Origin of the sequence: Streptomyces sp. FIT100, assembly GCF_024584805.1 — a bacterium.
In the GTDB taxonomy this organism is placed as follows: domain Bacteria; phylum Actinomycetota; class Actinomycetes; order Streptomycetales; family Streptomycetaceae; genus Streptomyces.
On the sequence record NZ_CP075715.1, the window covers coordinates 3,047,033 to 3,061,077 of the forward strand.

At 70.5% G+C, this 14,045-nt stretch carries 13 protein-coding genes; 5 read left to right on the forward strand and 8 right to left on the reverse strand.

Translation table 11 applies throughout. The features are described 5' to 3' along the window. The first annotated feature begins 106 nt into the window (after positions 1 to 106). Positions 107 to 1,333, forward strand: a complete 1,227-nt coding sequence (locus KK483_RS13250; protein WP_262005434.1) for an LCP family protein — start codon at positions 107 to 109, stop codon at positions 1,331 to 1,333. Between the two features lie 87 nt (positions 1,334 to 1,420). On the opposite strand, the gene KK483_RS13255 is transcribed toward KK483_RS13250, so the two are convergent. Both KK483_RS13255 and KK483_RS13260 read right to left on the reverse strand, forming a co-directional pair. Continuing rightward, positions 1,421 to 2,068: a hypothetical protein gene (locus KK483_RS13255; protein WP_262005435.1), complete on the reverse strand. Its 648-nt coding sequence runs from the start codon at positions 2,066 to 2,068 to the stop codon at positions 1,421 to 1,423. Positions 2,069 to 2,231: 163 nt separating this feature from the next. Continuing rightward, the gene (locus tag KK483_RS13260; protein WP_262009465.1) at positions 2,232 to 3,389 is read right to left on the reverse strand and encodes an acyl-CoA dehydrogenase; all 1,158 of its coding nucleotides are present in this window, start codon (positions 3,387 to 3,389) and stop codon (positions 2,232 to 2,234) included. A gap of 181 nt (positions 3,390 to 3,570) precedes the next feature. Between KK483_RS13260 and KK483_RS13265 the strand changes: the two genes are divergently transcribed. After that, the gene (locus KK483_RS13265) at positions 3,571 to 4,911 is read left to right on the forward strand and encodes a UDP-glucose/GDP-mannose dehydrogenase family protein (protein ID WP_262005436.1); all 1,341 of its coding nucleotides are present in this window, start codon (positions 3,571 to 3,573) and stop codon (positions 4,909 to 4,911) included. A gap of 124 nt (positions 4,912 to 5,035) precedes the next feature. Here the strand turns inward: KK483_RS13265 and KK483_RS13270 are convergent, their stop codons facing one another. Beyond that, the gene (locus KK483_RS13270; protein WP_262005437.1) at positions 5,036 to 5,398 is read right to left on the reverse strand and encodes a VOC family protein; all 363 of its coding nucleotides are present in this window, start codon (positions 5,396 to 5,398) and stop codon (positions 5,036 to 5,038) included. Positions 5,399 to 5,494: 96 nt separating this feature from the next. Between KK483_RS13270 and KK483_RS13275 the strand changes: the two genes are divergently transcribed. Continuing rightward, positions 5,495 to 6,007, forward strand: a complete 513-nt coding sequence (locus KK483_RS13275) for a CGNR zinc finger domain-containing protein (protein ID WP_262005438.1) — start codon at positions 5,495 to 5,497, stop codon at positions 6,005 to 6,007. A 74-nt stretch (positions 6,008 to 6,081) separates the two neighbouring features. Here the strand turns inward: KK483_RS13275 and KK483_RS13280 are convergent, their stop codons facing one another. From KK483_RS13280 to KK483_RS13290, 3 genes are all read right to left on the reverse strand, one after another. Next, a complete protein-coding gene (locus tag KK483_RS13280; RefSeq protein WP_262005439.1) occupies positions 6,082 to 7,260 on the reverse strand; it encodes a dipeptidase in 1,179 nt (392 codons plus the stop codon). A 98-nt stretch (positions 7,261 to 7,358) separates the two neighbouring features. Next, complete coding sequence (purE, locus tag KK483_RS13285; protein ID WP_262005440.1) at positions 7,359 to 7,898, reverse strand: 5-(carboxyamino)imidazole ribonucleotide mutase; 540 nt, start codon at positions 7,896 to 7,898, stop codon at positions 7,359 to 7,361. Continuing rightward, positions 7,895 to 9,034 (reverse strand): 5-(carboxyamino)imidazole ribonucleotide synthase, encoded by a 1,140-nt coding sequence (locus KK483_RS13290; protein WP_262005441.1) that lies wholly within the window; start codon positions 9,032 to 9,034, stop codon positions 7,895 to 7,897. Before KK483_RS13290 ends, purE begins: the two co-directional genes overlap by 4 nt. A gap of 322 nt (positions 9,035 to 9,356) precedes the next feature. On the opposite strand from KK483_RS13290, the gene KK483_RS13295 reads away from it, so the two are divergent. Then, the gene (locus tag KK483_RS13295) at positions 9,357 to 9,887 is read left to right on the forward strand and encodes a GtrA family protein (protein ID WP_262005442.1); all 531 of its coding nucleotides are present in this window, start codon (positions 9,357 to 9,359) and stop codon (positions 9,885 to 9,887) included. Between the two features lie 31 nt (positions 9,888 to 9,918). On the opposite strand, the gene KK483_RS13300 is transcribed toward KK483_RS13295, so the two are convergent. Continuing rightward, positions 9,919 to 11,259 carry an ATP-binding protein gene (locus KK483_RS13300; protein WP_399014012.1) on the reverse strand — a complete coding sequence of 447 codons (1,341 nt, stop codon included), beginning with the start codon at positions 11,257 to 11,259 and terminating at the stop codon, positions 9,919 to 9,921. Between the two features lie 99 nt (positions 11,260 to 11,358). After that, on the reverse strand, positions 11,359 to 12,036 hold the full coding sequence (locus tag KK483_RS13305; RefSeq protein WP_242337352.1) for a response regulator transcription factor: 678 nt from the start codon (positions 12,034 to 12,036) through the stop codon (positions 11,359 to 11,361). Positions 12,037 to 12,508: 472 nt separating this feature from the next. Between KK483_RS13305 and KK483_RS13310 the strand changes: the two genes are divergently transcribed. Continuing rightward, positions 12,509 to 14,032, forward strand: coding sequence for a peptide MFS transporter (locus tag KK483_RS13310; protein ID WP_262005443.1), 1,524 nt, complete (start codon positions 12,509 to 12,511; stop codon positions 14,030 to 14,032). Positions 14,033 to 14,045: the final 13 nt, after the last annotated feature.

Genomic DNA, 14,045 nt, shown 5'->3' on the forward strand with positions numbered 1-14,045 from the left:
TGCGGCGGCCTGTGAGGCGATGCATTGCATCAGGTTCGCAACAGCACTGAACCGATTCCCCACCCGGCCTGTCAGGGTCCCGGACCCGGGCTGCACACTGTTCCGCATGAATGACTGGCCCGAAGGCGACGGATACGGACGCGGCAGCCGGGGCGCGGAGCCCGAGGGCGCTCGCGCGATGCGGCATGTGCAGCGGCGGCCCATCCCTCAGCAGCCGCAGGGGTACGACGACCGTTACGGCGGCTACGACGCCCCGTACGACAGCGGGTACAACACGGGCCAGGTCTACGGCGCACCCGCCGGGGGCGGTCGCGACGGATACAGCGCGCCGCCGGACTACGGACGTCCCGGGCCCGACTGGCGCCGCCGCCTCAAGGTCGGATCCATCACCGTGCTCGTCCTCGTGCTCGGCGTCTCCATAGGCACGTACTTCTGGGCCGACTCCAAGATGCGCCGCGAGGTCGACCTCTCCAAGGTCATCGAGCGCCCCGAGGAGGGCGACTGCACGACCTATCTGATCGTCGGCTCGGACAGCCGCGAGGGCATGACCGCCGAGGACAAGAAGCGGCTGCACACCGGCTCGGCCGACGGCAAGCGCACCGACTCGATGATGATCCTCGCCGCCTGCGGCAGCGGCAACACGATGATCTCGCTCCCCCGCGACTCGGACGTGGAGATACCCAGCTTCGTCGGCTCCGAGTCCGGCAAGACGTTCAAGGGTGAGGGCCGCCGGGTCAAGCTCAACGCGGCGTACGCGGAGGACGGCCCCGAACTGCTCGTCCGCACCGTCGAGTACAACACCGGCCTGCGGATCGACCACTACGCGGAGATCGGCTTCGCCGGCTTCGCGAACATCGTGAACGCCCTCGGCGGCGTCGAGATGGACATTCCCAAGGCGTTCAAGGACAAGAAGTCCGGCGCCGACTTCCAGGCCGGCAAGCAGACCCTCAACGGCGAGCAGGCTCTCGCCTTCGTCCGCACCCGCTACGCCTTCGCGGGCAGCGACCTGGACCGGACGAAGAACCAGCAGAAGTTCCTCGCGGCCCTCGCGAACCAGGCGGCGACCCCGGGCACGATCCTCAACCCGTTCGCGCTCTACCCGACGCTGGGCGCGGGCCTGGACACCCTCATCGTCGACAAGGACATGTCCCTGTTCGACCTGGGCGAGATGTTCTTCGCGATGAAGGGCATCAGCAGCGGCGACGGGAAGTCCATGAACATGCCGATCTCCGGCAACCGCGGCAGCAATCTGGTCTGGGACAAGGACAAGGTCAAGCAGCTCGTGCAGCAGATCCAGAACGACGAGAAGGTCACGGTCACCTCGGACCGCTGACGCGCACGCATGACAGGGGCCCCGCCACCGGCGGGGCCCCTGTCGTACGCCGGCCTTGTCGTACACCGGCCCTGTCTTCCGCCGCCGTCAGGCCGCGAAGGGGTTCGCGTGCCCGGGCAGCTGCTGCCCGGGCCGCAGGAAGCGCTGCCGGCCGCTCTCGTCCTGGACGGCGACGAATCCGGCGTCCTGGAGCCGCTGGGCGATCCGCCGGCGGCGCAGCTCGCCGATCCTGACACCGCCCAGCAGGACCGCCGCCAGCGCGGCGCCGCCCGCGAGGGCGCCGACGTACATGCCGGCCACGAGCAGGGCCACCACCATGCCGCCCACACAGATCCAGGGGAACGTCATGTTCCGGGCCGAGGCCGCCTGGGTCATCACATCGAACCCGATCCGGTCCTTCAGCCGGGCGACCGCCTCCTGCGCCCCGTCGGCGGGCTTGAGCGTCCCCGGCTGCAGCCCGGGCGCCGCACCCCCGCGGCCCGCGTCGGGATACGCGGCGATCGTCGCCGCCTCCCGCTCGCGCGCGGCGGGGGCCGGGTCCCGGTACAGGCGGACGACCATGGTCTGCTTCTTCTGCCCCTCACGCCGGGCCTCGCCGTACTCGAACCCGTAGTGCTCGACGACGTGCGCCAGGGTCGCCGCCCTGCCCGCTCGCGCGAACTCGTCCGTCACCACGACCACGTCCTGCGTCGCGATCTGCTTGAGCAGCGCGGATATCCGGCTGTCTGCGCTCATGGCCCCACCCCTTGTCCGTTGTGCACGCGGCAGCGGGTCGCGTGCCGCGCGGCAGCGGATCCTAACGAGCCGCCCCGCCACGACGACGACAGCCCCCGGCATCGCGCCGGGGGCTGTGTGTGCTGGGCTGTGTGTGCTGGGCTGCCCGTGCCGCCAGGGGCCGCTACGGCAGGTTGCGGGCCATGACGATGCGCTGGACCTGGTTCGTGCCCTCGTAGATCTGCGTGATCTTGGCATCGCGCATCATGCGCTCCACCGGGTAGTCGCGCGTGTAGCCGTACCCGCCGAGCAGCTGGACGGCGTCCGTGGTGACCTCCATCGCGACGTCGGACGCGAAGCACTTGGCCGCGGCGCCGAAGAAGGTGAGGTCGCCATCGACACGCTCGGACTTGGCGGCCGCCGCGTACGTGAGCTGGCGCGCGGCCTCCAGCTTCATGGCCATGTCGGCGAGCATGAACTGGATGCCCTGGAAGTCGGCGATCGGCTTGCCGAACTGCTTGCGCTCCTTGACGTACCCCTTGGCGTAGTCGAGGGCGCCCTGCGCGATGCCGAGAGCCTGGGCCGCGATGGTGATGCGGGTGTGGTCCAGAGTCTTCATCGCGGTGGCGAAGCCGGTGCCCTCGGCGCCGATCATGCGGTCGGCGGGGATGCGGACGTTGTCGAGGTAGACCTCGCGGGTCGGGGAGCCCTTGATGCCGAGCTTCTTCTCCGGGGCGCCGAAGGAGACGCCCTCGTCCGACTTCTCGACGACGAAGGCGGAGATGCCCTTGGAGCGCTTCTCGGGGTCGGTGACGGCCATCACCGTGTAGTACTCGGAGACACCGGCGTTGGTGATCCAGCGCTTCACGCCGTTGAGCACCCAGAAGTCGCCGTCGCGCACGGCCCTGGTCTTCATGCCGGCGGCGTCGGAGCCCGCGTCCGGCTCGGAGAGGCAGTACGAGAACATCGCGTCGCCCTTGGCGAGCGGGCCCAGGTACTTCTTCTTCAGCTCCTCGGAGCCGGAGAGGATCACCGGGAGCGAGCCCAGCTTGTTCACGGCCGGGATCAGGGAGGAGGAGGCGCAGGCGCGGGCGACCTCCTCGATGACGATCACGGTGGCCAGGGCGTCGGCGCCGGCGCCGCCGTACTCCTCGGGGACGTGGACGGCGTGCAGGTCGGAGGCGACGAGCGCGTCGAGCGCCTCCTGCGGGAAGCGGGCCTCCTCGTCGACCGCGGCGGCGAACGGAGCGATCTTCGCCTCGGCGAGCGAGCGGACCGTCTCCCGGAGCATGTCGTGCTCTTCGGACGGGCGGTACAGGTCGAAGTCAGGCACTGTGCTTATCTCCCTTTGGCGCCAAGGTGTCTCGCCCCTGAGCCCCTGCTAACTACCGTTAAGTAATACAAATTTTAGTGGGCCCGTCCGGACCGGCATACGTGAGCTTCCTGACAGCGGAAAAATGCCCTCGGCACCGTCCGACTATGCTCGGGCGCGCACTCCTCCCCGCATCTGTCAGGAGCACCGTATGGCCCTCAAGATCACCGTGGTCGGCACCGGATACCTCGGCGCCACACACGCAGCGGCCATGGCGGAGCTGGGCTTCGAGGTCCTGGGCCTCGACGTCGTGCCGGAGAAGATCGAGATGCTGGCCGCGGGCCGGGTCCCGATGTACGAGCCCGGTCTCGAGGAGCTGCTGGGCCGGCATGTCGCGGGGCACCCGGGGGCCAGCGGCCGGCTGCGCTTCACGACCTCGTGGGACGAGCTGGAGGCGTTCGGCGGCGATGTGCACTTCGTGTGCGTGAACACTCCGCAGAAGCACGGCGAGTACGCCTGCGACATGTCGTACGTCGACGCCGCCTTCGACGCGCTCGCTCCGCGCGTGAAGAGCGGCTCGCTGGTCGTCGGCAAGTCCACCGTGCCGGTGGGCTCGGCGGACCGGCTCGCGTCGGTGCTCGCCGAGCGGTCGCCCGAGGGCGTGGAGCTGGCCTGGAACCCGGAGTTCCTGCGCGAGGGCTTCGCCGTCCAGGACACGCTGCACCCGGACCGGATCGTGGTCGGCGTCGCGAGCGAGCGGGCGGAGAAGGTGCTGCGCGAGGTGTACGCGACGCCGGTCGCCGAGGGTTCTCCCTTCGTGGTGACGGACTTCCCGACGGCCGAGCTGGTGAAGACCTCCGCGAACTCCTTCCTGGCCACGAAGATCTCCTTCATCAACGCGATGGCCGAGGTGTGCGAGGCGGCCGGCGGCGACGTCGCGAAGCTGGCCGAGGCGATCGGGTACGACGAGCGGATCGGCGCGAAGTTCCTGCGGGCCGGGATCGGCTTCGGCGGCGGCTGTCTGCCGAAGGACATCCGGGCGTTCATGGCGCGCGCCGGCGAGCTGGGCGCGGACCAGGCGCTGACGTTCCTTCGCGAGGTCGACTCGATCAACATGCGGCGCCGCGGGCACATGGTGGAGCTCGCGCGCGAGGCCGTGGGCGGCGGCTCCTTCCTCGGGAAGCGGGTCGCGGTGCTCGGCGCCGCGTTCAAGCCGGATTCGGACGACGTGCGGGACTCCCCGGCGCTGAACGTCGCCGGGCAGATCCACCTCCAGGGCGGCCAGGTGACGGTGTACGACCCGAAGGGCATGGACAACGCCCGCCGGGTCTTCCCGACGCTCGGCTACGCGAAGAGCGCGCTGGAGGCGGTGCGCGGCGCGGATGTGGTGCTGCACCTGACGGAGTGGCGGGAGTTCCGCGAGCTGGACCCGGGGGAGCTGGGCGAGGTGGCGTCCCGCCGGATCGTGCTGGACGGGCGGAACGCGCTGGACGGGGCGAAGTGGCGCGAGGCCGGGTGGACGTACCGGGCGATGGGCCGCCCCCGCGCCTGAGTCCGCTCCCCCGGCTTCGGGCCGGGGTCAGTGCCTGGCCGCGGCGACACGACCGCACAGAACGGCCCGGCACCGGCACCGCGGACCAGGAGGCTCCCGCGGCGCCGGGGGCCGGCCGGAGGTGTCAGCAGGCGCAGAGACAGAACGGGTGCCCGGCCGGGTCCGCGTAGACCCGCCAGGTACGTGAACGGTCGTCGGTGTCCAGCGGCTTGGCGCCGAGCGCCAGCACCTGGGCCTCGGCCGCGTCCAGGTCCTCGACGGTCAGGTCGAGATGGAACTGCTGCGACGCCTCGGGCGCGGGCCACTGCGGTGGTACGTGGCCTTCGGCGGCCTGGAAGGCGAGGGGCGTGCCCTCGTACCCCTTGAGATCGACCCAGCGGTCGTCGGCGGGCTCCACCCGGGCGCCGAGGAGCTCGGCGTAGAAGCCGGCGAGTGCGCGGGGGTCGGGGCAGTCCAGGACGACGGCTCCCATGGTGGCGATGGCCATGGCGCTTCCTTCCGTACGACGGCGGAGTTACCGGCTGCAAGCCCGAACCGGTAACGCGTTACCTCATGGTGGCGCACCAGAGGTAACGTTGCAACCATGAACGACAGAGCCCCCGCACCGGGAGAGCTCGCGCTGATCGAGTCCCTGGTCAACACGCTCGACGTCGAGACCGGCGTCGACTCCCTCGACACGGCGGCCGGCCGCGCCTCCTTCGCCCTCGGGGACGGCGACATCGCCGCGGCCAAGGAGCTGCGCGAGGCCCTGCGGGCGGCCTGCCTCGCCCACGCGGGGCACGGCCCCCCGGGTGACTCGGCCGCGCTGGACCTGGACCGCCTGCTCGCCGCCGCGCCCCTGCTGCTGACCGTGGACGCCTCGGGCGCGGCATCGCTCCGCCCGGCGGACCCGGTTCCGCTCGCGTCGCGCGTGGCCGTGGCGATCGCGGAGGCGACGGCGGAGGGCACATGGCTGCGGCTCAAGGCGTGCGAGGCGGAGGACTGCCGGTGGGCGTACTACGACCGGAGTCCGGCCGGCCGGAGCCGCTGGTGCACGATGTCGGTCTGCGGCAGCCGCGCGAAGATGCGGGCGTACCGGGCGAGGCAGGCCCGGTAGCCCACGGGGCACCGCCCCCGGACCCCGCTTCCCGAAGGCCGGAGGGGCTGCTTCCTCGCCGAAGCGGCGGAACCTCAGGCCCGGTCCAGCGTCGCGTTCGACGGGGCACGCGTCGTCTGGAGGGCGCGCGCCACCGCTTCCGCGTCCCGGAGCGCCCGTACCGCGTTCTCCCACGTCAGCTTCGCCACGTCGGCACGGGACCAGCCCCGCCGGAGCAGCTCCGCGACCAGGTTCGGATAGCCCGCCACGTCCTCCAGACCGGCCGGTGTGAAGGCCGTGCCGTCGAAGTCGCCGCCGATGCCGATGTGGTCGATGCCCGCGGCCTCGCGCATGTGGTCGAGGTGGTCGGCGACGGTCGACGCGGTCGCCATGGGCCGCGGGTGCGCCGCCTCGTACGTCCGCTGGACCTTCATCCCCGCCTCGGTCGTGTCCAGCGGATGCAGCCCGTTGGCCCGCATGTTCTCGTCCGCGGCCGCGGTCCAGGCCACCGCCTCCGGCAGGATGAACTTCGGTACGAACGTGGCCATCGCCACGCCGCCGTTCCCCGCCAGCCGCTCCAGCACGTCGTCCGGGATGTTCCGCGGGTGGTCGCAGATCGCCCGCGCCGACGAGTGCGAGAAGATCACCGGCGCCTCGGTCGTGTCCAGCGCGTCCCGCATCGTCGTCACGGCGACGTGCGAGAGGTCGACGAGCATGCCGGTGCGGTTCATCTCACGGACGACCTCGCGGCCGAAGTCCGACAGACCGCCGACGCCGGGCTCGTCGGTCGCCGAGTCCGCCCAGTCGTTGTTGTCGTTGTGCGTGAGCGTCATGTACCGCACGCCCAGCGCGTGCAGCGCCCGCAGCGTGGCGAGCGAGTTGTTGATGGAGTGGCCGCCCTCGGCGCCCATGAGCGAGGCGATCCGGCCCTCCTTGCGCGCCGCCTCCATGTCGTCCGCGGTCAGGGCGCGCGCCAGGTCCGCCGGGTAGCGGGCGAGCAGCCGGCCGACGACGTCGACCTGCTCCAGCGTGGCGCTGACGGCGTCGTCGCCTGCCATGTCGCTGCGTACGTACACGGACCAGAACTGCGCCCCCACACCGCCGGCCCGCAGCCGCGGGATGTCGGTGTGCAGCCGGCCGGTCTGGTCGGCGGCGATGTCGAGCCGGTCCAGGTCGTAGCGGACGTGCTCACGCAGCGCCCACGGCAGGTCGTTGTGGCCGTCGACGACGGGGTGCGATGCGAGCAGGGAACGGGCCTCGGCGAGAAAATCCACGCACGCAGCCTACTTGCCGCGGCCGCTCCCGGCCCGGGCCACCGGCGGAACCACGTGCCGGACTCCTTGCGGAGCTGCCTGCGGGGCTACTTGCGGGGCTACTTGGCGAAGCCGAAGGCCGCCGCGCCCTCGACCTTGGTCCGCAGCCGCTTGCCCTTCTCCGTCGCCTGGTCGTTCAGCTCCTGCTGGAACTCGCGCATCCGCGCCAGCAGGTCACCGTCGTACGCCGCGAGGATGCGGGCCGCGAGCAGACCCGCGTTACGGGCGCCGCCGACCGAGACCGTCGCGACCGGCACACCCGCCGGCATCTGCACGATCGAGAGCAGCGAGTCCATGCCGTCGAGGTACTTCAGCGGGACGGGCACGCCGATGACCGGCAGCGGGGTGACCGAGGCGAGCATCCCGGGGAGGTGGGCGGCTCCGCCGGCGCCCGCGATGATCGCCTTCAGACCGCGATCGGCGGCTCCCTCGCCGTACGCGATCATCTCGCGCGGCATGCGGTGCGCGGAGACGACGTCGACCTCGTACGGGATCTCGAACTCGTCCAGGGCCTGGGCCGCGGCCTCCATGACGGGCCAGTCGGAGTCCGAGCCCATGACGATGCCGATGAGCGGTGCCGAGTCCGATGCGCTGGTCATTCGGTGATCGTTCCTCTGAGGTAGTCGGCTGCGTGACGGGCGCGCCCCAGCACGTCGTCGAGGTCGTCGCCATAGGTGTTGACGTGCCCCACCTTGCGGCCGGGCTTCACGTCCTTGCCATACATATGGATCTTGAGCTGTGGGTCCCGGGCCATGCAGTGCAGATACGCGCCGTACATGTCCGGATAGTCGCCGCCCAGCACATTGCACATCACGGTCCACCTGGCGCGAGGGCGCGGATCGCCGAGCGGCAGGTCGAGCACGGCCCGCACATGGTTGGCGAACTGGGAGGTGACCGCACCGTCCTGGGTCCAGTGACCGGAGTTGTGCGGGCGCATCGCGAGCTCGTTGACGAGGATCCGCCCGTCGGTGGTCTCGAACAGCTCGACCGCGAGATGCCCGACGACGCCGAGCTCCTTGGCTATCCGCAGCGCCAGCTCCTGCGCCCGGCCCGCCAGCTCGGGGTCGAGATCGGGTGCGGGGGCGATGACGGTGTCGCAGACGCCGTCCACCTGCCGCGACTCCACGACGGGGTAGGCGACCGCCTGGCCGTGCGGGGAGCGGACGATGTTCGCCGCCAGCTCGCGCCGGAATTCGACCTTCTCCTCGGCGAGGACCGGGACACCGGCACGGAACGGCTCCTCGGCGTCCTTGGCGTTTCGTACGAACCAGACGCCCTTGCCGTCGTAGCCGCCGCGCACGGTCTTGAGGATGACCGGGAAGCCGCCCACCTCGGCCGCGAAGGCCACCGCGTCCGCCGGGTCGGCGACGATCCGGTGGCGGGGGCAGGGCGCGCCGATCGCGTCGAGCCTGGCCCGCATCACCCCCTTGTCCTGGGCGTGCACGAGCGCGTCGAGACCCGGGCGGACGGTGATGCCGTCCGCCTCCAGGGCCGCCAGGTGTTCGGCGGGCACGTGCTCGTGATCGAACGTGATCACGTCGCAGCCGCGCGCGAAGTCACGCAGCGTGTCCAGGTCGCGGTAGTCGCCGATGACGACATCGCTGACCACCTGGGCCGCCGAGTCCTGGGGGGTGTCACTGAGGAGCTTGAATCTGATGCCGAGGGGGATGCCCGCCTCGTGGGTCATACGGGCGAGCTGACCGCCGCCGACCATGCCGACTACCGGGAACGTCACCCTCTCAGGGTATCCGCCAAACCGGGCGGCTCCGACGTCTGGGCGATGCCACAGTCCCGCAGAGGGCGTCCGGCAGATGTCGCGGAGGCGTGAGGGAGACGTCGGGGAGCGGTCGAGGAGAGGTCGAAACGATGCCGAAACGATGCCGAGGGGGCGTCGAGGAGGCTCCGGGGGGACGGCCCGGCGAGAGCCCCGGACGATGTTTGCGATCGTCCACAGGGCAAGTCAGGGGGGTGCTGGTTAGAGTGGTCGCGTTGACGTTCAGCAGCGTCGACGATCAGCATGATCACCAGATGCCGACCGGACGGGGCCAGCGATCACCATGAGCGAACGGGGCGCGCTGCGTGTGCGACTGAACCGGCTCGCGCGCGAGGTCGCCAAGTTCGGCGCCGTCGGCGCCATGGGGCTGCTTGTCAACATGGCGGCCTTCAATCTGCTGCGGCACACCACCGACATCCCGGTGGTCCGGTGCAGCCTGCTCGCGACCTTGATAGCGATCCTCTTCAACTACGTGGGGTTCCGCTACTTCACGTACCGCGACCGCGACAAGAGCGGCCGCACGAAGGAGCTGACGCTCTTCCTGCTGTTCAGCGCGGTCGGAGCGGTGATCGAGAACGGCGTGCTGTACACGGCGACGTACGGCTTCGACTGGGACAGCTCGCTTCAGAGCAACTTCTTCAAGTTCTTCGGAATCGGCGTCGCGACGCTGTTCCGCTTCTGGTCGTACCGCACCTGGGTGTTCCGGGCGCTGCCGGCGCGCGAGGCCGTGCAGACGGCGGAATCGTTCCTGGAGCAGCGGCGGGCCGAGGAGCAGCCGGACCGCGTCGGCAGCGGCCGGGGCGGCCGCGGCTGAGCCCGCGCCTCAGCCAATCCGGACCTTCGCCTCAGCGGATGGGGCGCTCGTGCTCACCGGGCCGGTCGGCTCGGTCTGTCCTGTCCGATCGGTCGGCTCGGTCCGTCCGATCGGCTCGGTCCGTCCGGTCCTTGAGGCGGCGCGACTCCCGGCTCAGAAACAGCGCGAAGACCGGGGGCTGCTGCTGGAGCAGCTCCAGCCGGCCGCCGTCCGCCTCCGCCAGATCGCGGGCCACGGCGAGCCCGATGCCCGTCGAGTTCCGGCCGCTGATCGTCCGCTCGAAGATGCGGGCACCGAGATCGGCCGGTACGCCCGGCCCCTCGTCGGTGACCTCGATGACCGCCTGGTTGCCGGTGACCCTCGTCCGCAGGGCGACGGTGCCGCCGCCGTGCATCAGCGAGTTCTCGATCAGTGCGGCCAGCACCTGGGCGACCGCGCCCGGTGTGCCCACGGCCTGCAGCCCGTGCTTGCCCGAGCAGACGATGGCGCGGCCCGCGCTGCGGTAGGCCGGGCGCCACTCCTCGATCTGCTGCTTGACGACCTCGTCGAGGTCGAAGGCGACCGCCGAGCCGGTGCGCGGGTCCCGGGAGTTGGTGAGCAGCCGCTGGACGACGTCCGTGAGCCGCTCCACCTGGGCGAGCGCGATGGTCGCCTCCTCCTTCACGGTCTCCGGGTCGTCGGTGACGGAGATCTCCTCCAGCCGCATGGACAGCGCGGTCAGAGGCGTACGCAGCTGATGGGAGGCGTCCGCGGCGAGCCGCCGCTCGGCGGTGAGCATCCGCGCGATCCGCTCCGCGCTGGAGTCCAGGACGTCCGCGACCCGGTCGAGTTCCGGGACGCCGTACCTCCGGTGGCGTGGGCGCGGGTCCCCCGAGCCGAGGCGCTCCGCGGTCTCGGCCAGGTCGGTCAGCGGTGAGGCGAGCCTGTTCGCCTGCCGTACGGCGAGGAGGACGGCGGCGACGACGGCGAGCAGCGCGACGGCACCGATGATCATGAGGGTCCGGCCGACCTCGCGGGTGACGGTGGCACGGGACTCCTCGACGGTGACGCTCTCCCCCTGCTCCCCGGTCGCGGTGGCACGGATCACACTGCCCGACGGTCGTTCGCCGATCTCGATGGGGGCGGCGGCGGGGATCCGGATCAGCGCGTAACGGTCGGGCCCGATCTGCTCGGCGAGCGCCTCGGCGTCGACCCGCTCCCGCTCCAGAACCTTGGGCTCGACGACGCTGACCAGGCGCAGCGCCTCGGACTCGACGCTCTCCTGGGCGCTGTTGCTGATGGTGCGCGTCTCGACGATGACGAGGGAGACCCCGAAGACGGCGATGACGACGAGCACCACGGCGAGCGTGGAACTGATGAGACGGCGGCGCACGGTGCCAGGCCCTCCGGGCGGGGGTTCGCGAATGTCGGGGCTGCCTTCGAGCGTACGGCGGTCCCGACGCGGGTCCGGGCACGAAGCCCCGAAGCCCGCTCAGCTCTTCTCGAAGCGGAAGCCGACGCCGCGGACCGTCGCGATGTACCGCGGGTTGGCCGCATCGTCGCCGAGCTTCTTGCGGAGCCAGGAGATGTGCATGTCCAGGGTCTTGGTGGAGGACCACCACGTGGTGTCCCAGACCTCGCGCATCAGCTGGTCACGCGTGACCACCCGGCCCGCGTCCCGCACGAGGACCCGGAGCAGGTCGAACTCCTTGGCCGTGAGCTGCAACTCCTCGTCGCCCATCCAGGCGCGGTGCGACTCGACGTCGATCCGCACGCCGTGCGTGGCGGGCGCCGCGGACGGCTCCGTGGCGCCGCGGCGCAGCAGGGCCCGGACCCGGGCGAGCAGCTCGGCGAGGCGGAACGGCTTGGTCACATAGTCGTCGGCGCCGGCGTCCAGGCCGACCACCGTGTCCACTTCGTCGGCGCGGGCGGTCAGCACCAGGATCGGCACCGTGTGCCCGTCGGCGCGCAGCCGGCGGGCGACCTCCAGCCCGTCCATGCCGGGCAGTCCGAGGTCCAGCACGACCAGATCGACACCGCCCTGGAGCCCCGCGTCGAGCGCGGTCGGACCGTCCTCGCGGACCTCGACCTCGTACCCCTCCCGGCGCAGGGCACGCGCCAGCGGCTCGGAGATGGATGCGTCGTCCTCGGCGAGCAGTACACGGGTCATGGGCTGATGGTAGTCCGCGAGAGCGACGCCCCGTGAGGTGATCCACAGGCCCTGCGGGTTCGGCATGCGATCCTGTTAGTCACCTTCGAAACTGGGCAGGCGGTTCCCTGAACACCTGTGATCCTGGTCTCAAACCCTTCCATAACCCCAGGTGTCGTGTCGTATGGTGAGGAAACGCCTTTAGCACTATCGGGGACCTTTGGCTGCATCGCGCACCAAGGGTCTCTTTTCTGCCCAGGTCCGGTCACCGCCGGCCCGGGACAGTGAATGACCTGTGGGCCGGGCCTCACGCGCGACGCCGCGCACGGGGCGTGGATCCCGGTGCGGACGTGTCCCTCGTCTCCGTACGCCTACGCGAGACGGGCCCCCTCTGGCGTGGGGCGGGACCGCCCACCGCCGGTGCCGGCCGCCCCCCACCGGGCGCGAACCCGCTCACGAAGCGGGAGACGCGTCCCGAGCAGCAAGGATCGACATGGCGTCCAGCCTGACGACGAACGCCTCGCCCGGCACCGCCGGTAACGAGAAGACGTTCCTCGGCCACCCCCGCGGTCTGGCCACCCTCTTCTTCACCGAGATGTGGGAGCGCTTCTCCTACTACGGCATGCGTGCCCTTCTCGTCCTGTACCTGGTCTCCGGCGGTGCCGACGCCGCGACCGGCAGCCAGGGCGGCGGCCTCGCGATGACCGCGGTGACGGCGACGGCGATCTACTCCGTCTACGTCTCGATGGTCTACCTGATGGCCATGCCTGGCGGCTGGTTCGGTGACCGCGTTTGGGGCGCCCGAAAGACCGTCACCATCGCCGGATTCGTCATCATGGCGGGCCACGCCTCGCTGGCCGTGCCCGGCCAGGCGATGTTCTTCGTCGGCCTCGCGCTCGTCGCGGTCGGCTCCGGTCTGCTGAAGGCCAACATCTCCACGATGGTCGGCCACCTCTACAATGGTCCGGACGACCCGCGCCGTGACGGTGGCTTCACGATCTTCTACATCGGCATCAACCTCGGTGCGTTCGCGGCACCGCTCATCGTCGGCACCGTCGGCGAGAAGGTCAACTGGCACCTCGGCTTCGCCCTTGCCGCGGTCGGCATGGGTCTCGGACTCGCGTGCTTCCTGGCCTTCACCAAGAGCCTCAGCCCGAAGAGCAACGTCGTCCCGAACCCGCTGACCCCTCAGGAGCGCACGACGCTCCTCACCAAGGTCGCTGTCAGCGCCGTGCTCATCGCCGCGTTCTACGGCGTCGTGGTCGCCCTGGGCATATACACCCTGAACTGGGCACTGGTCCCGATCACCCTGGCCGGCCTGATCATTCCGGTCGCCGTGCTGGTCCGTATCAAGCGGGACAAGGACCTCGACAAGGTCGAGCAGTCCAAGGTCTCCGGCTACATCTGGTTCTTCGTCGCCGCGGCCGTCTTCTGGATGATCTACGACCAGGGTGGTTCGACCCTGTCGCTGTTCGCCGACGGCAAGACCGCCGACTCCCTGTTCGGCATGGGCTTCCCGGCCACCTGGTTCCAGTCGCTGAACCCGCTGTTCATCATGGCGCTGGCCCCGGTCTTCGCCTGGATGTGGCTGGCGCTGGCGCGCCGCAACAAGGAGCCCAACACCATCGTGAAGTTCGCGATGGCCCTGGTCCTGGTCGGCGCCTCGTTCTTCGTCTTCATCGTCCCGATGGCCATGGCGAGTGACGGCACCAAGGTCAGCCCGATGTGGCTGGTCTCGATCTACATGATCCAGACGATCGCCGAGCTGTGCCTGTCCCCCGTCGGTCTGTCGGTGACCACGAAGATGGCTCCGCAGAAGTACTCCAGCCAGATGCTGGGCGTGTGGTTCCTCGCCGTCACCGCGGGCGACTGCACCACGGGTCTGCTCTCGCTCGCCGGCGTCGACCTGAACGGCACAGGCATCATCGCCCTTCAGGCCGCCCTCGCCGTGGTCGCGGGTGCGGCGATCTGGATGTACCGCAAGAAGGTCCAGGAGCTCATGGGCAACGTCCACTGACGCTCCTTACCGC